The following is a 19,742-nucleotide window of genomic DNA, read 5'->3' on the forward strand; positions in this document are numbered from 1 at the left end:
ACAAAACTAACGTAAATTGAAGAGGAGGGAAAAAAATGGCGATCAAAAAATACAAACCTACCTCTAACGGACGTCGTGGTATGACTGTATCTGATTTTGCGGAAATCACAACTGATCAACCGGAAAAATCATTACTTGCACCAGTTAAAAGAAAAGGCGGCCGTAACAACCAAGGTAAGTTAACAGTTCGTCATCAAGGTGGCGGTCATAAGCGTCAATACCGCATTATCGACTTCAAACGCGACAAAGATGGTATACCAGGACGCGTTGCTACAATTGAGTATGATCCAAACCGTTCATCAAACATTGCTTTAATCAATTATGTTGATGGAGAAAAGCGCTATATCTTAGCACCGAAAAATTTAAAAGTTGGAATGGAAGTTGAATCTGGTCCTGAATCAGATATTAAAGTAGGTAATGCACTTCCTTTAGCTAACATTCCTGTAGGTACAGTTATCCACAATATCGAATTAAAACCTGGTAAAGGTGGACAATTAGTTCGTTCTGCTGGTACTTCTGCACAAGTACTTGGTAAAGAGGGTAAATATGTACTTGTTCGTTTGAACTCTGGTGAAGTTCGTATGATTCTTGCTACTTGCCGTGCTACTGTCGGTCAAGTTGGTAATGAACAACACGAATTAATCAATATCGGTAAAGCAGGTCGTTCTCGTTGGTTAGGCAAACGCCCAACTGTTCGTGGATCTGTAATGAACCCTAATGACCATCCACATGGTGGTGGTGAAGGACGCGCTCCAATCGGACGTAAATCACCAATGACTCCATGGGGTAAACCGACACTCGGTTACAAAACTCGTAAGAAGAATAATAAATCTGATAAATTTATTGTGCGTCGTCGCAAAAAATAACGCGGTTGAACTACGGTTCACGTTAAGGGCCGTAGCACAATCACGAAAGGAGGTTCGACCATGGGTCGCAGCTTAAAAAAAGGACCTTTTGTTGATGAACATTTAATGAAAAAGGTTGAAGTTCAAAACGAGTCTGAAAAAAAACAAGTAATTAAAACTTGGTCTCGCCGTTCTACAATCTTCCCAGCATTTATCGGAAATACGATTGCTGTTTATGATGGACGTAAACACGTGCCTGTATACATTACAGAAGATATGGTAGGTCACAAGCTTGGTGAATTTGCACCAACTCGTACTTATAAAGGTCACGCTAGTGATGACAAGAAAACAAGACGTTAATGAGAGGAGGGCATCCTGATGCAAGCTAAAGCTGTTGCAAGAACAGTTCGTATTGCTCCTCGTAAAGTACGCCTAGTTGTCGATCTAATACGAGGTAAGCAAGCAGGAGAAGCAGTAGCAATTTTAAACTTAACACCAAAAGCTGCTTCACCAGTTGTAGAAAAAGTTTTAAAATCTGCCATTGCTAATGCAGAACATAATTATGATATGGATATTAATAACTTAGTTGTAACTGAGGCTTATGTGAACGAAGGACCAACACTTAAACGTTTCCGTCCTCGTGCGCAAGGACGTGCAAGCCAAATCCTTAAACGTACTAGCCACATTACAATCGTGGTATCAGAAAAGAAGGAGGGATAATTCGTGGGTCAAAAAGTACATCCAATAGGTTTACGTATCGGAGTTATTCGTGACTGGGAATCTAAATGGTACGCTGAAAAAGACTATGCAGATCTTTTACACGAAGACTTAAAAGTACGTGAATACATCGCAAAGCGCCTTATTGATGCATCTGTATCTGGCGTAGAAATCGAACGTGCTGCGAATCGCATCAACATTACTATCCGTACTGCAAAACCAGGAATGGTTATCGGTAAAGGTGGTACTGAAGTTGAAGCACTACGCAAAGCATTGAATTCTTTAACAGGCAAACGCGTACACATCAATATTGTTGAAATTAAAAAAGCTGATATCGATGCGAAGTTAGTAGCTGAAAACATTGCTCGTCAATTAGAAAATCGTGTATCTTTCCGTCGTGCACAAAAACAAGCGATCCAACGTGCTATGCGTGCAGGTGCAAAAGGTATTAAAACACAAGTTTCTGGACGTCTAGGCGGAGCAGATATTGCCCGTGCTGAACACTATAGTGAAGGAACAGTTCCGCTTCATACTTTGCGTGCAGATATCGATTATGCTCATGCAGAAGCAGATACAACTTACGGTAAACTTGGCGTAAAAGTATGGATTTACCGTGGAGAGGTTCTTCCAGCGAAGAAAAAATCTGAGGAAGGAGGAAAATAATCATGTTATTACCTAAACGCGTTAAATATCGCCGTGAACATCGCGGAAAAATGCGTGGACGTGCAAAAGGTGGCACTGAAGTTGCATTTGGTGAATACGGTTTACAAGCTGTTGAGGCATCTTGGATTACAAACCGTCAGATCGAAGCTGCACGTATCGCCATGACACGTTATATGAAACGTGGTGGTAAAGTGTGGATTAAAATCTTCCCTCACAAGCCATATACTGCTAAGCCATTAGAAGTACGGATGGGTTCCGGTAAAGGGGCGCCAGAAGGTTGGGTAGCAGTTGTAAAACCTGGTAAAATTATGTTTGAAATTGCTGGTGTGTCTGAAGAAGTAGCACGTGAAGCACTTCGTCTTGCAGCACATAAACTTCCAATCAAATGTAAATTTGTAAAACGAGAAGAAATTGGTGGTGAAACAAATGAAGGCTAATGAAATTCGTGATTTAACCACTGCCGAAATTGAACAAAAAGTAAAGTCTTTAAAAGAAGAATTATTTAACCTACGTTTCCAGTTAGCTACTGGACAACTTGAAAATACAGCTCGCATCCGTGAAGTACGTAAAGCGATTGCTCGTATGAAAACGGTGATCCGTGAAAGAGAGATCGGCGTAAATAATCGATAACGATAGGAGGTCTTGCGAAAATGAGTGAACGGAACCAACGTAAAGTTTATACAGGACGTGTTGTTTCAGACAAAATGGATAAAACAGTTACAGTTCTTGTAGAAACATATAAAAAACACTCACTTTACGGCAAACGCGTGAAATACTCTAAGAAGTTTAAAGCACACGATGAGCAGAATGAAGCAAAAATCGGCGATATCGTTCGCATTATGGAAACACGCCCATTATCAGCGACAAAACGTTTCCGTCTTGTTGAAGTCGTTGAAAAGGCCGTTATTATCTAATAGAATGTTTCGGATTAGTTTTTCCGAAGGGAGGTAAACCATAATGATTCAACAAGAATCTCGTTTAAAAGTTGCTGACAACTCTGGTGCAAGAGAAGTTTTAACAATTAAAGTTTTAGGTGGATCTGGTCGTAAAACAGCTAACATCGGTGATGTTATCGTTTGTACAGTGAAACAAGCAACACCAGGAGGCGTTGTTAAAAAAGGTGAAGTTGTTAAAGCTGTAGTTGTTCGTACTAAGAGTGGTGTCCGCCGTCCGGATGGATCATATATTCGTTTTGATGAGAATGCATGTGTAATTATCCGTGATGATAAGAGCCCTCGTGGAACTCGTATCTTCGGACCAGTTGCTCGTGAACTTCGTAATAACAATTTTATGAAAATCGTATCCTTAGCTCCGGAAGTTCTTTAATTATAATTGATTCGTAAACCAAGGAGGTGCGATTAAGATGCATGTTAAAAAAGGCGATAAAGTAATGGTTATCACTGGTAAAGATAAAGGGAAAACAGGTGTTATTTTAGCAGCTTTTCCTAAAAAAGACCGTGTAATCGTTGAAGGTGTTAACATCGTGAAAAAACACTCAAAGCCATCACAAGCTAATCCACAAGGTGGAATTGTTAACTTTGAAGCAGCTATTCACGTATCTAATGTTATGTTATTAGATCCTAAAACAAACGAACCGACTCGTGTTGGTTATCAAGAAGTTAATGGTAAAAAAGTACGTGTAGCAAAAAAATCTGGTGAAGTTTTAGATAAATAGTTTTTAGAAGAAGGGAGGTACACGACATGAACCGCCTAAAGGAAAAATTTGAAAAAGAATTAGCTCCTGCATTAGTGAGCAAATTCAATTATAAATCTGTAATGCAAGTACCAAAAATTGAAAAAATTGTTATCAACATGGGTGTTGGTGATGCTGTTCAAAATGCTAAAGTTTTAGACAATGCGGTTGAAGAACTAGCAATCATCACTGGACAAAAACCGGTTGTAACAAAAGCGAAAAATTCTATTGCAGGATTCCGTCTTCGTGAAGGAATGCCTATCGGTGCGAAAGTTACACTTCGCGGCGAACGCATGTATCAATTCTTAGATAAACTAATTTCAGTTTCTCTTCCACGTGTACGTGACTTCCGCGGTATTTCAAAGAAAGCATTTGATGGTCGTGGAAACTATACACTTGGTGTAAAAGAACAGCTTATCTTCCCTGAAATTGATTACGATAAAGTGAGCAAAGTACGTGGTATGGATATCGTTATCGTAACAACTGCAAACACAGACGAAGAAGCTCGTGAATTATTAACTCAACTCGGAATGCCATTCCAAAAGTAATCGCTAAAAAAGGGAGGCGAAAACGTGGCTAAAAAATCTATGATCGTGAAACAAAAGCGCACACCAAAGTTTGAAGTGCAAGCTTATACACGTTGCGAACGTTGTGGCCGTCCACATTCAGTCATTCGCAAATTCAAACTTTGCCGTATTTGTTTCCGTGAACTTGCATATAAGGGTCAAATTCCTGGCGTTAAAAAAGCTAGCTGGTAAACCCCGAAATTGGGAAGGAGGTTAATATAATGGTAATGACAGATCCAATTGCAGATTTGCTTACTCGTATTCGTAATGCAAACATGGTGCGTCACGAAAAACTAGAAGTTCCTGCTTCTAAAATCAAGAAAGAAGTTGCTGAAATTCTTAAGCGCGAAGGTTTTATTCGTGATGTTGAATTCATCGAAGATAATAAACAAGGTATCATTCGGATCTTTTTGAAATATGGTGCGAACAATGAACGTGTAATCACTGGTATTAAACGTATTAGTAAACCAGGTTTACGTGTATATGCAAAAGCAAACGAAGTTCCAAAAGTATTAAACGGTCTTGGAATCGCAATCGTTTCTACTTCTCAAGGCGTTCTTACTGATAAAGACGCTCGTAACAAACAAGTTGGCGGAGAAGTACTAGCGTACGTTTGGTAATACTAAGGTATGAATGGAGGTGCAATAGAATGTCACGTGTAGGTAAAAAACCTATTGAAATTCCTTCTGGTGTAACTGTTACATTAGATGGAAACAACGTTACTGTTAAGGGACCTAAAGGCGAACTTACTCGCAGCTTCAGCCCTGACATTACAATTAATATTGAAGAGAACGTAATTAACATCACTCGTCCATCTGATGCAAAAGAACACCGTGCGTTACACGGTACAACTCGTGCATTATTAGCTAATATGGTTGAAGGTGTTTCTAAAGGATTTGAAAAATCTCTAGAATTAATCGGGGTTGGATATCGTGCTCAAAAACAAGGAAGCAAACTTGTTCTTAACGTAGGTTATTCACATCCGGTTGAATTCGAAGCAGAAGAAGGACTTGAAATCGAAGTTCCTTCAAATACAAAAGTTATTGTAAAAGGTACTAGCAAAGAGCGCGTTGGTGCATTAGCTGCCAATATTCGTGGTGTTCGTCCACCTGAACCTTATAAAGGTAAAGGGATTCGTTATGAAGGCGAATATGTACGTAGAAAAGAAGGTAAAACTGGTAAATAATGCGGCTTAAGGCTAATAGAAAGGAGTGACCTCGGGTGATCACTAAGCCAGATAAAAATAAAGTACGTAAAAAAAGACATGCTCGTGTACGTGCTAAATTAAGTGGTACAACGACACGTCCTCGTTTAAACGTATATCGTTCTAATAAAAACATTTATGCTCAGTTGATCGATGATTTAAATGGTGTAACTTTAGCTAGTGCTTCTACATTAGATAAAGAACTTAACCTTGAATCAAACAGCAACATTGATGCAGCGCAAAAAGTTGGCGAATTAATCGCAAAACGTGCGGTCGAAAAAGGCATTAAAGCTGTAGTATTTGACCGTGGTGGATATCTTTACCATGGACGTATTAAAGCACTTGCTGATGCTGCCCGTGAAAACGGCTTAGAATTTTAATAAAAAAGGAGGGACATATACATGCGTCACATTGATCCTAACAAACTTGAATTAGAAGAACGCGTTGTTACTGTTAACCGTGTTGCGAAGGTTGTTAAAGGTGGACGTCGTTTCCGTTTCTCTGCACTTGTAGTTGTAGGTGATAGAAATGGTCATGTTGGCTTCGGTACTGGTAAAGCTCAAGAGGTACCTGATGCGATCCGCAAAGCAGTAGAAGATGCGAAGAAAAACTTAGTAGAAATAGCGATTGTCGGAACTACAATTCCACATGAAGTAATTGGTCGATTCGGAGCTGGCCAAATTCTTATGAAGCCAGGTTCTCCAGGTACTGGAGTAATTGCCGGTGGTCCTGTACGTGCGGTACTAGAATTAGGTGGAGTAGCTGATATTACATCTAAATCACTTGGTTCTAATACACCAATTAATATGATTCGTGCAACTATCGATGGTATTAAGCAATTAAAGCGTGCGGAAGATGTTGCTAAATTACGTAATAAATCAGTAGAAGAACTGTTAGGATAAGGAGGGAATTTTAATGGCAAACAAATTAGCAATTACCCTCACTCGCAGTTTGATTGGACGTCCGGAAAATCAACGTGAAACAGTTAAAGCTCTTGGTTTGCGTAAAGTGAATCAAACTGTTGAGCATGAAGATAATGCTGCAATCCGTGGTATGGTCAATAAAGTTGCTCATCTCGTAACAGTAAAAGAACAGTAATAGAACTTACTAATACAAGGAGGTGCCGACAATGAAACTTCATGAATTAAAACCTGCTGAAGGATCACGAAAAGAACGAAATCGTGTAGGTCGTGGTATTGGTTCCGGTAACGGTAAAACTGCTGGTAAAGGTCATAAAGGTCAAAACGCTCGTTCTGGCGGTGGCGTACGACCTGGTTTTGAAGGTGGTCAAACACCTTTATTCCGTCGTCTACCAAAACGCGGTTTTACAAACATTAACCGTAAAGACTATGCGATCGTAAATCTTGATGCATTAAATCGTTTTGAAGATGGTACTGAAATTACTCCGGTCCTTCTTATTGAAACAGGAGTAATTAGCAAAGAGAAAGCAGGAATTAAAGTTCTTGCAAAAGGTAAGCTTGAGAAAAAATTATCTGTCAAAGCTCACAAATTCTCCTCTGCTGCTAAAGAAGCTATCGAAGCTGCTGGCGGATCTATTGAGGTGATTTAATGATTAAGACAATCTCCAATTTTATGCGTGTGGGTGATATAAGAAAAAAGATTATATTCACCCTATTAATGTTAATTGTGTTTAGAATAGGAGCTTACATTCCTGTTCCTGGCGTTGATGCTCGTGCATTAGAAGCAAATGATCAATCTGGTTTCTTTAGTATTCTAAATACATTTGGTGGTGGCGCACTTTATCAATTCTCTATTTTTGCAATGGGAATTATGCCTTATATCACCGCATCAATTATTATCCAGTTATTGCAAATGGATGTAGTTCCGAAATTCACAGAATGGTCGAAGCAAGGTGAAGTTGGTCGACGTAAGTTAGCACAATTTACTAGATACTTCACAATCGTTCTTGGTTTTATAGAAGCGATTGGAATGTCATATGGTTTTAACTCAATGACACAAGGTCAGCTGATACAAAATCCAGGGATCGGTACTTATTTAACCATTGCTATCGTGTTGACAGCAGGTACCGCATTTTTAATGTGGGTTGGTGAAGAAATTACTGCTAAAGGTGTAGGAAACGGTATCTCAATTCTTATCATGGCTGGGATTGTTGCTCGAATTCCAACGATCGTTGGACAAATTTTTGAACAACAATTAAAAAATGCGGGTCAACAATTATTTATTAAAATTGTTATCTTATTACTGATTGTATTAGTGGTAATTGCAATTGTTGTTGCTGTCGTATTTATTCAACAAGCATTAAGAAAAATTCCTATTCAATATGCACAACGTTTAGCAGGAAAAAATCCTGTTGGCGGCCAATCAACACACTTACCATTAAAAGTAAATGCAGCAGGTGTTATTCCGGTTATCTTTGCTGTATCGTTTATTATCGCTCCAAGAACAATTGCATCCTTCTTTGGATCAAATAGTGTCACAGACACGATCACTTGGATCTTTGATTATACGAAACCAGTTGGAATGATCATTTATGTTGCATTAATTATAGCTTTCACATATTTCTATGCGTTTGTACAAGTAAATCCCGAACAAATGGCTGATAACCTCAAGAAACAAGGTGGTTATATTCCTGGAATTCGACCTGGTAAAAATACTAAGGAATACTTAACATCTGTTCTGTATCGATTAACATTTGTTGGTTCAATTTTCTTAGCCGTTATTTCTATTCTTCCAGTGTTGTTTACGAATTTAGCTGGGTTACCACCATCTGCACAAATTGGTGGAACTAGCTTGCTAGTTGTTGTGGGGGTTGCACTTGATACGATGAAACAATTAGAATCACAACTTGTGAAACGTCATTATAAAGGTTTTATTAAATAATTGTTAGTTTTAGGGACAGTCAATTTGTTCCTAAAACTAAAATGAGTCTTGAGGGGGAAGTACTAATGAATTTAGTCTTAATGGGCCTTCCCGGTGCCGGTAAAGGAACACAAGCCGAACGAATCGTAGATAAGTATGCAATCCCTCATATCTCAACTGGAGATATGTTCCGTGCTGCTATGAAAGAAGGAACAGAACTCGGCTTAAAGGCGAAATCGTTTATGGATAAAGGCGAACTTGTCCCTGATGAAGTGACAATTGGTATTGTTCGTGAACGTTTAAGCAAAGACGATTGCGAGAAGGGGTTCTTATTGGACGGTTTCCCAAGAACAGTTCCACAAGCAGAAGCGCTTGAAGCAATCCTTAGCGATCTGAATAAAAAAATTGACTACTGTATAAACATTAATGTGGATAAAGAAATTTTGATGGGAAGACTTACTGGACGCCGCATTTGTAAAAATTGTGGGGCAACGTATCATCTCGTATTTAATCCACCTAAAGAAGCCGGTACTTGTGATCGATGTGGCGGTGAGCTATATCAACGTGCCGATGATAATGAAGAAACGGTTCAAAATCGTTTAGATGTTAACATCAAACAAACAAAACCCCTTCTTGATTTTTATGCAGGAAAAGGCTATTTACAAACGATTGATGGTGAACAAGATATTAACAAAGTGTTTGCTGATATCGATAAATTGCTTGCTACAATCAAGCACTAATTGAAATTACTTCTAGTACTCTTAAGAATTGGATGTAATTACTGAAAAATTTATTCGCAAGTTTGATGCAATTCCTTCATATTAAGGGTATAATGGATTTCGTGGCTTTTGTCATTAAAGTAATTCTCGGAAATCTACCATAAGATGAAGGGAACATTTTAACAATAGATATTTATATTTTATTGTTAAAATATATGAAGAGACGCGAAAAGGCTCGCGGATGTGAAAGAGATCTCTCTCTATCATGGCTGAAATGATTGAAGGCCTGGTGTGCGTCTTTCGAACATCTCTCATGCGATTCAAATCTTTGAAAAAAATCATGGCTTTTCTATCGTTCGCGAGTATGCAGGACATGGGATTGGTCAAGAATTACATGAAGACCCACTAATATCTCATTATGGACCGCCTACCATAGGCACTCGCGTAAAAGTGGTATAAGTTTGTAGTCCATAAATGTAAGAAGAAGGGAGATGGGTACAGGTGGCGAAAGACGATGTTATCGAGGTTGAAGGTACTGTTAGTGAAACATTGCCTAATGCAATGTTTAAGGTAGAATTAGAGAATGGCCATACTGTTCTTGCACATGTTTCCGGAAAAATTAGAATGCATTTCATTCGTATTTTACCGGGGGATAAAGTAACAGTTGAACTTTCTCCATATGATTTAACGCGCGGAAGAATTACGTATCGTTTCAAATAATAATGCACTCCGTACTATTAAGGAGGTAAAAGAGATGAAAGTCAGACCATCAGTAAAACCAATTTGTGAGAAATGCAAAATCATTCGCAGAAATGGTAAAGTAATGGTTATTTGTGAAAACCCAAAACATAAACAAAAACAAGGATAATCTTTAAAGGAGGTGCGCTCTTAATATGGCACGTATTGCAGGTGTAGACATTCCACGTGATAAACGTGTAGTGATCTCTTTAACATATATCTTTGGGATTGGAAAGCCAACAGCCCAAAAGATTTTAGCTGAAGCAGGCGTATCTGAAGATACTCGTGTTCGCGACTTAACTGAGGATGAATTAAATAAAATCCGTGATATCATTGACAAATTAAAGGTTGAAGGTGACCTTCGCCGTGAAGTTTCTTTAAACATTAAACGTTTAATGGAAATTGGATCATTCCGTGGTCTTCGTCATCGTCGTGGTTTACCAGTTCGCGGTCAAAATACAAAGAACAATGCTCGTACACGCAAAGGTCCTCGTAAGACTGTAGCAGGTAAAAAGAAATAATTAGTAAAGGAGGTTTCATAGTAGTATGGCACGTAAAACAAACACTCGTAAACGTCGTGTGAAAAAGAATATAGAAACAGGTATTGCACACATTCGTTCTACATTCAATAATACAATTGTAACGATTACAGATTCTCATGGTAATGCTCTTGCATGGTCTAGTGCCGGTGCTCTTGGTTTCAAAGGCTCACGTAAATCTACTCCATTTGCAGCGCAAATGGCGGCAGAAACTGCAGCTAAAGCATCTATGGAACATGGAATGAAAACTCTTGAAGTAACTGTTAAAGGACCTGGTGCAGGTCGTGAAGCTGCTATTCGTGCGCTTCAAGCTGCTGGTCTAGAAGTAACAGCTATTAAAGATGTTACACCGGTACCACATAATGGTTGCCGCCCACCTAAACGCCGTCGTGTTTAATTTTTTCTGTATAGAATTTGTATCCATGTCAATAATGGGATATGATATGACAACAAATACAAGACAGAAATGATTAATCCAGTTGTTGTGCACAAATGGGAATGTAAACATGGGGAATTTCGGTTAGATCGATTAAATTTTCTACCGGGGTTTCGACGTTTTGAAGGAGGGTAAATTTGAATGATTGAAATCGAAAAGCCAAAAATTGAAACGGTTGAGGTCAACGATGACGCAAGTTTCGGAAAGTTCGTCGTAGAACCACTAGAGCGTGGATATGGTACAACTTTGGGTAACTCCTTACGTCGTATCCTATTATCCTCACTTCCAGGTGCAGCTGTCACTTCTATACAAATAGATGGGGTCATGCATGAGTTCTCAACAATTGAAGGCGTCGTAGAAGATGTAACATCAATTATTCTTAATATTAAAAAGCTAGCATTGAAAATCTACTCTGACGAAGAAAAAACGTTAGAAATTGATGTGCAAGGAGAAGGAGTTGTCACTGCTGCTGACATAACACATGACAGCGACGTGGAAATTCTTAATCCAGATCTTTACATCGCAACATTAGGGAAAAATGCTCACTTCCGTATGCGTATGTCAGCTGTAACAGGTCGTGGCTATACACCTGCTGAACAGAATAAACGTGAAGATCTTCCGATTGGGGTTATTCCAATTGATTCTATTTATACACCGGTTCAACGTGTAAACTATCAAGTTGAAAATACTCGTGTTGGTCAAGTATCAAACTTTGATAAGCTATCACTAGATGTATGGACTGATGGAAGTATTGGACCAAAGGAAGCTATTTCTCTAGGTGCAAAGATTCTAACAGAGCACTTAAATATATTCGTAGGTTTAACTGATGAAGCACAAAATGCTGAAATCATGGTTGAAAAAGAAGAAGATCAGAAGGAAAAAGTTCTTGAAATGACGATTGAAGAACTAGATCTCTCCGTTCGTTCTTATAATTGCCTAAAACGTGCCGGAATCAACACTGTTCAGGAATTAGCGAATAAGACTGAAGAAGATATGATGAAAGTTCGTAATTTAGGTCGTAAGTCTTTAGAAGAAGTTAAAGCGAAGTTAGAAGAACTTGGCTTAGGCTTAAGAAAAGACGATTGATTATAAAACTTAATAATATTCAACAAGGGAGGGAAACTTCATGGGATACAGAAAACTAGGACGTACTAGTGCCCAACGTAAAGCGTTGCTTCGTGACTTAGCAACTGACCTTATCATCAATGAGCGCATCGAAACTACTGAAGCTCGTGCGAAAGAGTTACGTTCAGTTGTTGAAAAAATGATCACTCTAGGTAAACGTGGTGATTTACACGCACGTCGTCAAGCAGCTGCATTCATCCGTCATGAAATTGCTGATGCTGAAACGAAACAAGATGCTGTTCAAAAATTATTCTCTGACATCGCTACTCGTTATCAAGAGCGCCAAGGTGGATATACTCGTATCATGAAACTTGGACCTCGTCGTGGTGACGGTGCACCGGTAGTAATTATTGAATTAGTTTAATAGGTATTTACAATGAGGGCAGGACAGTTAGTTATAACTGCTTCTATGCCCTTTTTTTGTAAATACAGGCCATCATTTATAAATGTAAGGCCAGCGTAAGCGCAATTGAAATTTTTATATATGTGATGTATTGAAGCTAATAGAGTGTTACGATGGGTAGTATATTATTATCTATCCCGTCTAGCTCCTTGCATCCCTCTCCAACTCTAATGACTAGAGGATTTTGTGACCAGGGAACGTACTTACTTCCCCAGGAGAGGGGTGCAGGCTTTTTTGTTTTATACGTTTGTTGAAAAGTAGCATGATTACTCGCTTTGCATAGAGGAGGCTTGGAGATGCCGGAGGAGATTATTTCGATAGAGCATGTATATTTTCGTTATCCGGGACAAGATCCATATGTCTTAAATGATATTTCGTTATCGGTTCAAAAAGGGGAGTGGCTTGCCATTGTTGGTCACAATGGTTCAGGGAAATCCACTTTAGCAAAAATGTTAAATGGTCTACATTATCCGGAAAAGGGGAATGTAACGGTTGACCAACTTCCATTATCGGAAGAGACTGTTTGGGAGATTAGAAAAAGAATAGGAATGGTCTTCCAAAACCCTGATAATCAGTTTGTAGGAACAACCGTACAAGATGATGTGGCTTTTGGTTTGGAAAATAGCGGAGTCCCACAAGAAATTATGGCTGAGCGTGTGAAAGATGCCTTGGAAAGAGTGAATATGCTCTCGTTTCTCGATCAAGAGCCGCACCATTTATCCGGAGGTCAAAAGCAAAGAGTTGCCATCGCGGGTATAATTGCAATCATGCCGAAAGTTATTATTTTGGATGAGGCAACATCAATGTTAGATCCAAAAGGTCGTCAAGAGGTTTTAGAAACAATAAGAGAATTAAAAGATAAACTTGGTTTGACCGTGATTTCTATTACTCATGATTTAGAAGAAGCATCAAGAGCAGATCGAATGATTGTATTAAATAAAGGCGAAGTTTTCAAAGAAGGTAAGCCCATTGAGATTTTTCAATTGGAAGATGAATTAGTTGAACTAGGTCTAGATATTCCTTTTACGATAAAAATGACGAAAAAACTTACACAATTAGGGTTTAATTTTCCAAATACGTACATAACAGAAGAAGAATTGGTGGATGCATTATGGACATTACACTTAAACAAGTAGAATATCGATACCAGGCAAATACCCCTTTTGAAAGATTAGCTATACAAAATATTGATTTAATCATTCCTTCGGGGAAATTTATTGCTATTATAGGTCATACGGGTTCAGGGAAATCAACATTGCTCCAACACCTAAATGCCTTGCTTCAGCCGACAAAAGGGCAAGTTCATATTGGCGATTTTACAATTGATTCAGATAAAAAGGAAAAGAATTTACGAAAAGTTCGTCAGAAGGTAGGAATTGTTTTTCAATTTCCTGAGCATCAGCTTTTTGAGGAAACGGTTGAGAAAGATGTATGCTTTGGGCCGATGAACTTTGGCGTCAATAAGGAAGAAGCAAAGAAACGTGCAAAAGAACTCGTACTTCAAGTAGGTTTATCAGAAGAGGTATTGGACAAGTCACCATTTGATTTATCCGGTGGACAGATGAGACGGGTAGCTATTGCTGGCGTATTAGCAATGGAACCAGAGGTGCTCGTTTTAGACGAACCGACCGCTGGATTGGATCCTAGAGGACGAAGAGAAGTGATGGATATGTTTTATCGTCTTCATAAAGAAAAAGGCTTAACAACGATTCTTGTCACACATAGTATGGAAGATGCTGCGATATATGCTGATGAAATTATTATCATGCATGAAGGTGAGATTAAGAGGAAGGGTACGCCAAGGGAAATCTTTTCGGAGCCGAAAGAACTACTTGAACTAGGATTAAATGTTCCCGATGTCGTGAATTTTCAATATTTATTGGAAGAAAAAATGGGTGAACCGATTGGGAAAACATGTTTAACGATTGATGAACTTTCAGAAGCTATAATGGAACTGCAGACAGTGGGTGAAGGGACATGATGGAGAAAATGATTTTTGGACGATATGTTCCGACTGATTCTGTTATACATCGGTTAGACCCGCGTTCAAAGCTAATATTCGTCTTTGCTTTTATTTGTATTGTCTTTTTGGCTAATAATACAATTACTTATGGTATATTAGCGATTTTCACCTTATCACTAGTGTTCATTTCGAAAATCCCTTTTCGCTTTTTTATAAATGGTTTAAAACCGATTTTATGGTTAATTTTATTTACATTAGTTTTACATTTGTTTTTTACGAAACAAGGGAGTTTAATATTCCATTTAGGTTTTGTGAAAATATATGAAGAGGGACTAAGACAAGGAATTTTTATATCGTTAAGATTTCTATTGCTTATTTTTGTGACATCCCTTATGACATTAACAACGACACCTATTTCATTAACGGATGGCTTAGAAACATTATTAAAGCCGTTAATGAAACTTAAATTTCCTGTCCATGAATTAGCTTTGATGATGTCGATTTCCTTGCGTTTTATTCCTACCTTAATGGATGAGACGGATAAAATTATGAAGGCTCAGATGGCTAGAGGGGTCGATTTTTCCGGTGGTCCGATTAAAGATCGAATCAAGGCAATTATCCCTTTACTTATCCCTTTGTTTATTAGCTCATTTAAACGGGCGGAAGAACTAGCCATTGCGATGGAAGCGAGAGGCTACCGCGGGGGAGAAGGAAGGACGAAATATCGACTATTAGATTGGAAAACGGCTGATACGATTGCACTCATTTTTTTATTATGTATAACCATTCTTTTAATACTTTTTAAAGCGTGAGGGACTAAACATGTTTCGATATAAATGCGTCGTCGCATACGATGGCTCAAACTTTTCCGGTTATCAGGTACAGCCGAATGGCCGAACAGTACAAGGAGAACTTGAAGCTGCTCTTAAAAAGATACACAAAGGTGAGGAAGTGAAAGTTGTAGGGTCGGGAAGAACAGACGCAGGTGTACATGCGACAGGACAGGTCATCCATTTCGATACACCACTACATATTCCACTTAACCGCTGGCCGATTGTTTTAAATAGCATGCTGCCAAATGATATATCTATTAAACAAACTGAACTAGTCGATGCAAACTTTCATGCGCGTTTTTCTGTTGTGAAAAAGGAGTATCGTTACAAGGTATATACGAGTCCATATCGAGATCCCTTTAAACATGTTTATGCTTATCACTACCCATACCCATTGAACCTAGACGAGATGGAGAAAGCAAGCAAACATTTCATCGGGACACATGACTTTACCAGTTTTTGTTCTGCGAAAACAGAAGTAGCAGACAAAGTTCGTACGATTGAGGATATTCGTTTTGTGAAAAGCAATGACGAACTAGAAGTTCAGTTTATTGGAAACGGATTTTTATATAATATGGTTCGCATTTTAATGGGGACATTATTAGAGGTAGGTATTGGAAAAAGGAAATCCGAGGAGATCCCTTCGATTTTGGAACAAAGAAATCGTATAAATGCTGGAAAAACAGCTCCTGCTGAAGGGTTGTATTTATGGAAGGTATATTATGACTAGTGTATTTTGTATTGTCAGAGTGAACTTGTCGCTTTATTTTTATCATAACAACTAATCCAGGTGTAACATTGTCTTGACATTGACGTCATAAAAAGATATTATTACCTATGGTATGTTATTTAACCCCACAAATAAGCCCCGGAAACTTATTCGTGATAATAATAAATACGTAACAATTGAATTTTTTATTTATAGGAGGGTAACTAATGCGTACTACGTATATGGCTAATGCAAATAATATAGAACGTAAATGGTACGTTGTGGATGCTGAAGGTAAAACTTTAGGTCGTTTATCAAGTGAAGTAGCATCTATTCTACGCGGTAAACACAAACCAACATTCACACCACATGTTGATACAGGTGACTATGTCATCATCATTAATGCATCTAAGATTGAATTAACTGGTAAGAAATTAACTGACAAAATTTACTACCGTCATACACAATATGCAGGTGGTTTAAAAACTCGTACAGCAAACGAAATGCGTACAAAATATCCTGAAAGAATGTTAGAACTTGCTATTAAAGGCATGCTTCCAAAAGGTTCTTTAGGACGTCAAATGTTTAAAAAATTACATGTTTATGCTGGAGCAGAACATAAACATGAAGCACAAAAACCAGAAGTGTATGAACTTCGCGGATAATCATTAAGGGAGGGTATTATTTTGACACAAGTTCAATATTACGGAACAGGACGTCGTAAAAGCTCTGTAGCTCGTGTACGCTTAGTTCCTGGTAACGGTCGTATCGTTATTAATGGTCGTGAAGTAGAAGACTATATTCCATTTGCGGCTTTAATCGAAGTAATTAAACAACCATTAAACGCTACTGAAACTCTTGGTAACTATGATGTTTTAGTAAACGTTAATGGTGGTGGTTTCACAGGTCAAGCTGGAGCAATCCGTCATGGTATCGCTCGTGCATTATTGCTAGCTGATCCTGAATACCGTACAACTTTAAAACGTGCAGGACTATTAACTCGTGACGCTCGTATGAAAGAACGTAAGAAATACGGTCTTAAAGGCGCTCGTCGTGCACCTCAGTTCTCAAAACGTTAATATTATTTATATATCAACGTCTAAAACCCCTTCTCGACTTCTCGGGAAGGGGTTTTTTAATGTGTAACGGGTGGTGCTCACTCCCTTTTGATTTAAAGGAAAGGGGGTGAGGGAATTACGGTTTTCGAAAGCTTAGTCATATGTATTTCTTTTGGTTCTTTTTAACAAAAAAATTAGTCATTTATTTACGGATGTGTATCAACCTTATTTCCTGCCTTTTTAACCATTTTTAGTATACTTTTTCAAACATCACATATTCCTTCCGAATAACTTCCCTTTCTTCCCACTGATTAAACATTCACATACCGCATTTTGCTTTCATTTGGAATTCTCATCTGGTTGTGGCAGTACATCCTGGTCATCGTATCTTTATCAATACCGGCTTTATAAAAGGAAAATAATCACCTGAAGAAGTTGCGAATGGAATTGCTGTAGCAATCAGATTAATAAGATCGTCCATACATTTTCATACAACAAGGGAAATTACTTTAAGTGATTTCCTTTCTCCTTGTATACCCTATTCCTGATTTGGAATAAAAAATTATTACTTTGCTCCTAGTAGTTATTTAGTAGTTAATACCCATTCCTTCCAACACTGCCCATTGTATAATGAATTTGTAAAAATTAATTGAAATATAGGGAAAAAGGGGGAATTTTATGGGTAAGAGGATAATTATGTCGGTAGCAGTTGTGATAGTTGTCGTTTCTAGCATTTTAGGATGGGGGGTGTTCAACCAGACTGTTTGGGCAGCGAATTCTGTATCTAACACCCAAGTTAGCACTTCCCCAACACTAGAAGATACGTTCATAAGTAGTCAAAGCCCATCAACGAATTATTCTAAAAGCCAGTATCTAGTTACAGGTAATCATAATACATTTGGTACTACTCGTAGTTTTCTGAAATTTCAGTTACCTAACATTCCCAAAAACGCTATTATTAGTTCTGCAAAAATAAGTTTATACCAATATTACAATACTACGAATCAAGTCACCATTGATATAAGGCCTATAAACAGTCCATGGAATGCTGCAACACTTACATGGAATAATAAACCTCTGGTAGGCAGCAGTGTTTCCAATCAAACAGTCCAAAAGCCCGGATGGTATGAGTTTTATATTACGAATCTAGTAAAGAGCTGGTATAACGGTTCTGAAAATAATGGAGTAGTCGTTCAATTTCGGGATGAAACCAATGCAACGAAGATCTTTTATTCGAATGATCATCTGACATATGAAGAGTTGAAACCCAAGTTAACGATTACCTATTCGATTCCGGAAGAAGCGCCGAAAGAATACCGAGCATACTGGGTAGATATGTTTCATGATGGTGCGAAATCACCTGCTCAAGTCGATCAATTGATAAAAGATGTTAAAAGAAGTAACGCAAACACCATCTTTCTTCAGATAAGGAGGCGTGGGGATGCATTTTACTCCAATTCAATTGAACCAAAAACGGAGGATCCATACCTTCAAAGTGGATACGATCCACTTAAAGATTTAATTCAAAAAGCACATGCAGCAAATCCAAAAATTCAAGTTCATGCCTGGTTCGCAATGATGCCAATCTGGAATAAAACAACGCCGCCAAAAGATCCTAATCACATTTTTAATGCACACGGTATGACACAGCCGAGTGAAGCTAACTGGTTAAGTAAGACTTATACGGGGAGTTATGTAAGTGGTTCGGATTATGTCATTGATCCCGGCCATCCAGATGCGGTGAATTATACAAGGGACGTCATTAAGCATGTTGCCCGTAATTATGATGTGGACGGTGTCCATATGGATCTTGTCCGTTATATGGGAGAAGATTGGGGCTATAACGATATTAGTGTGCAACGTTACAACCGAGCTTATGACAAAACGGGATTGCCTCAACCTTCCGATCCAACCTGGAAACAATGGAGAAGAGACCAAGTAAGTAATATGGTCCGAAAAATCTATACAGCGGTTCAAACTGTTAATCCGTCCATTACGGTTTCTGCTGCAACAATTGCATGGGGGGATGGTCCGAAAACTGTGGACGATTGGAATCAATCTTCAACGATGAATAGTGCCTTTCAGGATTGGAAGAGCTGGTTAGAAGAAGGTTCTATCGATTTGGCCGTCCCCATGAATTATTTCAGAGAATATGATGCTAATCAAAAAAGCTATTATGAACATTGGATTGAATGGCAGAAAAATAACCAAGGGAAAAGAATGACGCTTTCTGGGGTGGGTGTTTATTTAAACTCTATTCAAGATAGTGTGGCTCAAATTCGAAAGGCCCAGGAGACTTCATTAACTGGAAATAAACTGGGCGGTATTAGCATTTACAGCTACGCAGTGACGAACAAGGACAATGCTTCCAACAGCGAGTTTTATCAATCTTTAAGCTCTGCTTCTGCACACAGTCAAAATCCTGTCTTTCCATCATATGTATCGGTATCGGAACTACCATGGAAAACAGCTCCGACTAAGGGACATTTATCTGCAACTTCAAATGCAATAGATCATCAACTTGTTGAAGTCAGCGGACCGGAAGTTCGGAAGGTTTATACAGATGGCAGCGGGGATTTTCAATTACTTGATCTCACACCGGGAAGTTATAACGTCAAGATCCATAACAAATCTTATAACGTCACCATCGAAGCAGGAAAAGTTAGTACCATCATTCTTAATTAATTAGG

The 19,742-nt window shown here is 38.5% G+C and carries 32 protein-coding genes and 1 pseudogene; all 33 read left to right on the forward strand.

Going from position 1 to position 19,742, the window contains the following annotated elements; translation table 11 throughout:
* Positions 1 to 35 precede the first annotated feature (35 nt).
* The 33 genes and pseudogenes from rplB to B5V89_RS13445 all read left to right on the forward strand — a co-directional run bounded on the left by rplB (position 36) and on the right by B5V89_RS13445 (position 19,737).
* Entirely contained in the window at positions 36 to 866 is an 831-nt protein-coding gene (rplB, locus tag B5V89_RS13285) for a 50S ribosomal protein L2 (RefSeq protein ID WP_066226678.1), read from the forward strand.
* A 60-nt stretch (positions 867 to 926) separates the two neighbouring features.
* Positions 927 to 1,205: a 30S ribosomal protein S19 gene (gene rpsS, locus B5V89_RS13290; RefSeq protein WP_066226680.1), complete on the forward strand. Its 279-nt coding sequence runs from the start codon at positions 927 to 929 to the stop codon at positions 1,203 to 1,205.
* An 18-nt stretch (positions 1,206 to 1,223) separates the two neighbouring features.
* Positions 1,224 to 1,565, forward strand: coding sequence for a 50S ribosomal protein L22 (gene rplV, locus B5V89_RS13295; RefSeq protein ID WP_066226682.1), 342 nt, complete (start codon positions 1,224 to 1,226; stop codon positions 1,563 to 1,565).
* Positions 1,566 to 1,568: 3 nt separating this feature from the next.
* A complete protein-coding gene (gene rpsC / locus B5V89_RS13300; RefSeq protein WP_066226684.1) occupies positions 1,569 to 2,225 on the forward strand; it encodes a 30S ribosomal protein S3 in 657 nt (218 codons plus the stop codon).
* A gap of 2 nt (positions 2,226 to 2,227) precedes the next feature.
* Positions 2,228 to 2,662, forward strand: a complete 435-nt coding sequence (gene rplP / locus B5V89_RS13305; protein ID WP_066226686.1) for a 50S ribosomal protein L16 — start codon at positions 2,228 to 2,230, stop codon at positions 2,660 to 2,662.
* Positions 2,652 to 2,855, forward strand: a complete 204-nt coding sequence (rpmC, locus tag B5V89_RS13310; RefSeq protein ID WP_003351417.1) for a 50S ribosomal protein L29 — start codon at positions 2,652 to 2,654, stop codon at positions 2,853 to 2,855. The genes rplP and rpmC overlap by 11 nt, the downstream gene beginning before the upstream one ends.
* 20 nt (positions 2,856 to 2,875) lie before the next feature.
* A complete protein-coding gene (gene rpsQ, locus B5V89_RS13315) occupies positions 2,876 to 3,139 on the forward strand; it encodes a 30S ribosomal protein S17 (protein WP_066226688.1) in 264 nt (87 codons plus the stop codon).
* Between the two features lie 43 nt (positions 3,140 to 3,182).
* The gene (gene rplN / locus B5V89_RS13320; RefSeq protein WP_066226690.1) at positions 3,183 to 3,551 is read left to right on the forward strand and encodes a 50S ribosomal protein L14; all 369 of its coding nucleotides are present in this window, start codon (positions 3,183 to 3,185) and stop codon (positions 3,549 to 3,551) included.
* Positions 3,552 to 3,588: 37 nt separating this feature from the next.
* The gene (gene rplX, locus B5V89_RS13325) at positions 3,589 to 3,900 is read left to right on the forward strand and encodes a 50S ribosomal protein L24 (RefSeq protein ID WP_058005974.1); all 312 of its coding nucleotides are present in this window, start codon (positions 3,589 to 3,591) and stop codon (positions 3,898 to 3,900) included.
* A gap of 26 nt (positions 3,901 to 3,926) precedes the next feature.
* Entirely contained in the window at positions 3,927 to 4,466 is a 540-nt protein-coding gene (rplE, locus tag B5V89_RS13330) for a 50S ribosomal protein L5 (protein ID WP_066226691.1), read from the forward strand.
* A gap of 24 nt (positions 4,467 to 4,490) precedes the next feature.
* Complete coding sequence (locus B5V89_RS13335; protein ID WP_055737812.1) at positions 4,491 to 4,676, forward strand: type Z 30S ribosomal protein S14; 186 nt, start codon at positions 4,491 to 4,493, stop codon at positions 4,674 to 4,676.
* A gap of 29 nt (positions 4,677 to 4,705) precedes the next feature.
* On the forward strand, positions 4,706 to 5,104 hold the full coding sequence (gene rpsH / locus B5V89_RS13340) for a 30S ribosomal protein S8 (RefSeq protein WP_066226694.1): 399 nt from the start codon (positions 4,706 to 4,708) through the stop codon (positions 5,102 to 5,104).
* Between the two features lie 29 nt (positions 5,105 to 5,133).
* The gene (rplF, locus tag B5V89_RS13345) at positions 5,134 to 5,670 is read left to right on the forward strand and encodes a 50S ribosomal protein L6 (protein WP_066226696.1); all 537 of its coding nucleotides are present in this window, start codon (positions 5,134 to 5,136) and stop codon (positions 5,668 to 5,670) included.
* Positions 5,671 to 5,705: 35 nt separating this feature from the next.
* Positions 5,706 to 6,068 (forward strand): 50S ribosomal protein L18, encoded by a 363-nt coding sequence (gene rplR / locus B5V89_RS13350; protein WP_066226698.1) that lies wholly within the window; start codon positions 5,706 to 5,708, stop codon positions 6,066 to 6,068.
* Positions 6,069 to 6,089: 21 nt separating this feature from the next.
* Complete coding sequence (gene rpsE, locus B5V89_RS13355; RefSeq protein WP_066226700.1) at positions 6,090 to 6,590, forward strand: 30S ribosomal protein S5; 501 nt, start codon at positions 6,090 to 6,092, stop codon at positions 6,588 to 6,590.
* A 13-nt stretch (positions 6,591 to 6,603) separates the two neighbouring features.
* Positions 6,604 to 6,786: a 50S ribosomal protein L30 gene (rpmD, locus tag B5V89_RS13360; RefSeq protein ID WP_066226703.1), complete on the forward strand. Its 183-nt coding sequence runs from the start codon at positions 6,604 to 6,606 to the stop codon at positions 6,784 to 6,786.
* Positions 6,787 to 6,817: 31 nt separating this feature from the next.
* Positions 6,818 to 7,258 (forward strand): 50S ribosomal protein L15, encoded by a 441-nt coding sequence (gene rplO, locus B5V89_RS13365; protein ID WP_066226705.1) that lies wholly within the window; start codon positions 6,818 to 6,820, stop codon positions 7,256 to 7,258.
* Complete coding sequence (gene secY / locus B5V89_RS13370) at positions 7,258 to 8,550, forward strand: preprotein translocase subunit SecY (RefSeq protein WP_066226708.1); 1,293 nt, start codon at positions 7,258 to 7,260, stop codon at positions 8,548 to 8,550. Before rplO ends, secY begins: the two co-directional genes overlap by 1 nt.
* A gap of 65 nt (positions 8,551 to 8,615) precedes the next feature.
* Positions 8,616 to 9,269, forward strand: a complete 654-nt coding sequence (locus tag B5V89_RS13375) for an adenylate kinase (RefSeq protein WP_066226710.1) — start codon at positions 8,616 to 8,618, stop codon at positions 9,267 to 9,269.
* A 25-nt stretch (positions 9,270 to 9,294) separates the two neighbouring features.
* Positions 9,295 to 9,698 (forward strand): annotated as a pseudogene (locus B5V89_RS20725) (M24 family metallopeptidase); the annotation flags it as partial.
* A gap of 51 nt (positions 9,699 to 9,749) precedes the next feature.
* Complete coding sequence (gene infA / locus B5V89_RS13385; RefSeq protein ID WP_058005984.1) at positions 9,750 to 9,968, forward strand: translation initiation factor IF-1; 219 nt, start codon at positions 9,750 to 9,752, stop codon at positions 9,966 to 9,968.
* A 34-nt stretch (positions 9,969 to 10,002) separates the two neighbouring features.
* Positions 10,003 to 10,116, forward strand: a complete 114-nt coding sequence (rpmJ, locus tag B5V89_RS13390; RefSeq protein WP_058005985.1) for a 50S ribosomal protein L36 — start codon at positions 10,003 to 10,005, stop codon at positions 10,114 to 10,116.
* Between the two features lie 25 nt (positions 10,117 to 10,141).
* On the forward strand, positions 10,142 to 10,507 hold the full coding sequence (gene rpsM / locus B5V89_RS13395) for a 30S ribosomal protein S13 (RefSeq protein WP_066226712.1): 366 nt from the start codon (positions 10,142 to 10,144) through the stop codon (positions 10,505 to 10,507).
* A gap of 25 nt (positions 10,508 to 10,532) precedes the next feature.
* Positions 10,533 to 10,922 carry a 30S ribosomal protein S11 gene (rpsK, locus tag B5V89_RS13400; protein WP_066226714.1) on the forward strand — a complete coding sequence of 130 codons (390 nt, stop codon included), beginning with the start codon at positions 10,533 to 10,535 and terminating at the stop codon, positions 10,920 to 10,922.
* A 180-nt stretch (positions 10,923 to 11,102) separates the two neighbouring features.
* Positions 11,103 to 12,047 carry a DNA-directed RNA polymerase subunit alpha gene (locus B5V89_RS13405; RefSeq protein ID WP_066226716.1) on the forward strand — a complete coding sequence of 315 codons (945 nt, stop codon included), beginning with the start codon at positions 11,103 to 11,105 and terminating at the stop codon, positions 12,045 to 12,047.
* 40 nt (positions 12,048 to 12,087) lie between these two features.
* Positions 12,088 to 12,450 carry a 50S ribosomal protein L17 gene (gene rplQ / locus B5V89_RS13410; RefSeq protein ID WP_066226718.1) on the forward strand — a complete coding sequence of 121 codons (363 nt, stop codon included), beginning with the start codon at positions 12,088 to 12,090 and terminating at the stop codon, positions 12,448 to 12,450.
* 335 nt (positions 12,451 to 12,785) lie between these two features.
* Positions 12,786 to 13,625, forward strand: coding sequence for an energy-coupling factor ABC transporter ATP-binding protein (locus B5V89_RS13415; RefSeq protein ID WP_108072416.1), 840 nt, complete (start codon positions 12,786 to 12,788; stop codon positions 13,623 to 13,625).
* Positions 13,601 to 14,470 carry an energy-coupling factor ABC transporter ATP-binding protein gene (locus B5V89_RS13420; protein ID WP_066226724.1) on the forward strand — a complete coding sequence of 290 codons (870 nt, stop codon included), beginning with the start codon at positions 13,601 to 13,603 and terminating at the stop codon, positions 14,468 to 14,470. Before B5V89_RS13415 ends, B5V89_RS13420 begins: the two co-directional genes overlap by 25 nt.
* Complete coding sequence (locus B5V89_RS13425; RefSeq protein WP_066226726.1) at positions 14,467 to 15,264, forward strand: energy-coupling factor transporter transmembrane component T family protein; 798 nt, start codon at positions 14,467 to 14,469, stop codon at positions 15,262 to 15,264. The genes B5V89_RS13420 and B5V89_RS13425 overlap by 4 nt, the downstream gene beginning before the upstream one ends.
* 10 nt (positions 15,265 to 15,274) lie before the next feature.
* Complete coding sequence (truA, locus tag B5V89_RS13430; RefSeq protein WP_108072418.1) at positions 15,275 to 16,015, forward strand: tRNA pseudouridine(38-40) synthase TruA; 741 nt, start codon at positions 15,275 to 15,277, stop codon at positions 16,013 to 16,015.
* A gap of 206 nt (positions 16,016 to 16,221) precedes the next feature.
* Positions 16,222 to 16,659, forward strand: coding sequence for a 50S ribosomal protein L13 (rplM, locus tag B5V89_RS13435; RefSeq protein WP_066226732.1), 438 nt, complete (start codon positions 16,222 to 16,224; stop codon positions 16,657 to 16,659).
* Between the two features lie 21 nt (positions 16,660 to 16,680).
* Entirely contained in the window at positions 16,681 to 17,073 is a 393-nt protein-coding gene (rpsI, locus tag B5V89_RS13440; RefSeq protein WP_066226734.1) for a 30S ribosomal protein S9, read from the forward strand.
* 657 nt (positions 17,074 to 17,730) lie between these two features.
* A complete protein-coding gene (locus B5V89_RS13445) occupies positions 17,731 to 19,737 on the forward strand; it encodes a family 10 glycosylhydrolase (RefSeq protein WP_108072419.1) in 2,007 nt (668 codons plus the stop codon).
* The last annotated feature ends 5 nt before the right edge of the window (positions 19,738 to 19,742 follow it).

Origin of the sequence: Heyndrickxia sporothermodurans, from assembly GCF_003055045.1 — a bacterium.
GTDB lineage: Bacteria > Bacillota > Bacilli > Bacillales > Bacillaceae_C > Heyndrickxia > Heyndrickxia sporothermodurans.

Excerpts from the sequence above, each read along its gene's own strand:
- rplB (WP_066226678.1), top strand. The coding sequence starts at position 36 with ATGGCGATCAAAAAATACAAACCTACCTCTAACGGACGTCGTGGTATG.
- rpsS (WP_066226680.1), top strand. The coding sequence starts at position 927 with ATGGGTCGCAGCTTAAAAAAAGGACCTTTTGTTGATGAACATTTAATG.
- rplV (WP_066226682.1), top strand. The coding sequence starts at position 1,224 with ATGCAAGCTAAAGCTGTTGCAAGAACAGTTCGTATTGCTCCTCGTAAA.
- rplP (WP_066226686.1), top strand. The coding sequence starts at position 2,228 with ATGTTATTACCTAAACGCGTTAAATATCGCCGTGAACATCGCGGAAAA.
- rpmC (WP_003351417.1), top strand. The coding sequence starts at position 2,652 with ATGAAGGCTAATGAAATTCGTGATTTAACCACTGCCGAAATTGAACAA.
- rpsQ (WP_066226688.1), top strand. The coding sequence starts at position 2,876 with ATGAGTGAACGGAACCAACGTAAAGTTTATACAGGACGTGTTGTTTCA.
- rplN (WP_066226690.1), top strand. The coding sequence starts at position 3,183 with ATGATTCAACAAGAATCTCGTTTAAAAGTTGCTGACAACTCTGGTGCA.
- rplX (WP_058005974.1), top strand. The coding sequence starts at position 3,589 with ATGCATGTTAAAAAAGGCGATAAAGTAATGGTTATCACTGGTAAAGAT.
- rplE (WP_066226691.1), top strand. The coding sequence starts at position 3,927 with ATGAACCGCCTAAAGGAAAAATTTGAAAAAGAATTAGCTCCTGCATTA.
- rpsH (WP_066226694.1), top strand. The coding sequence starts at position 4,706 with ATGGTAATGACAGATCCAATTGCAGATTTGCTTACTCGTATTCGTAAT.
- rplF (WP_066226696.1), top strand. The coding sequence starts at position 5,134 with ATGTCACGTGTAGGTAAAAAACCTATTGAAATTCCTTCTGGTGTAACT.
- rpsE (WP_066226700.1), top strand. The coding sequence starts at position 6,090 with ATGCGTCACATTGATCCTAACAAACTTGAATTAGAAGAACGCGTTGTT.
- rpmD (WP_066226703.1), top strand. The coding sequence starts at position 6,604 with ATGGCAAACAAATTAGCAATTACCCTCACTCGCAGTTTGATTGGACGT.
- rplO (WP_066226705.1), top strand. The coding sequence starts at position 6,818 with ATGAAACTTCATGAATTAAAACCTGCTGAAGGATCACGAAAAGAACGA.
- secY (WP_066226708.1), top strand. The coding sequence starts at position 7,258 with ATGATTAAGACAATCTCCAATTTTATGCGTGTGGGTGATATAAGAAAA.
- B5V89_RS13375 (WP_066226710.1), top strand. The coding sequence starts at position 8,616 with ATGAATTTAGTCTTAATGGGCCTTCCCGGTGCCGGTAAAGGAACACAA.
- rpmJ (WP_058005985.1), top strand. The coding sequence starts at position 10,003 with ATGAAAGTCAGACCATCAGTAAAACCAATTTGTGAGAAATGCAAAATC.
- rpsM (WP_066226712.1), top strand. The coding sequence starts at position 10,142 with ATGGCACGTATTGCAGGTGTAGACATTCCACGTGATAAACGTGTAGTG.
- rpsK (WP_066226714.1), top strand. The coding sequence starts at position 10,533 with ATGGCACGTAAAACAAACACTCGTAAACGTCGTGTGAAAAAGAATATA.
- B5V89_RS13405 (WP_066226716.1), top strand. The coding sequence starts at position 11,103 with ATGATTGAAATCGAAAAGCCAAAAATTGAAACGGTTGAGGTCAACGAT.
- rplQ (WP_066226718.1), top strand. The coding sequence starts at position 12,088 with ATGGGATACAGAAAACTAGGACGTACTAGTGCCCAACGTAAAGCGTTG.
- B5V89_RS13415 (WP_108072416.1), top strand. The coding sequence starts at position 12,786 with ATGCCGGAGGAGATTATTTCGATAGAGCATGTATATTTTCGTTATCCG.
- B5V89_RS13420 (WP_066226724.1), top strand. The coding sequence starts at position 13,601 with ATGGACATTACACTTAAACAAGTAGAATATCGATACCAGGCAAATACC.
- B5V89_RS13425 (WP_066226726.1), top strand. The coding sequence starts at position 14,467 with ATGATGGAGAAAATGATTTTTGGACGATATGTTCCGACTGATTCTGTT.
- truA (WP_108072418.1), top strand. The coding sequence starts at position 15,275 with ATGTTTCGATATAAATGCGTCGTCGCATACGATGGCTCAAACTTTTCC.
- rplM (WP_066226732.1), top strand. The coding sequence starts at position 16,222 with ATGCGTACTACGTATATGGCTAATGCAAATAATATAGAACGTAAATGG.
- B5V89_RS13445 (WP_108072419.1), top strand. The coding sequence starts at position 17,731 with ATGGGTAAGAGGATAATTATGTCGGTAGCAGTTGTGATAGTTGTCGTT.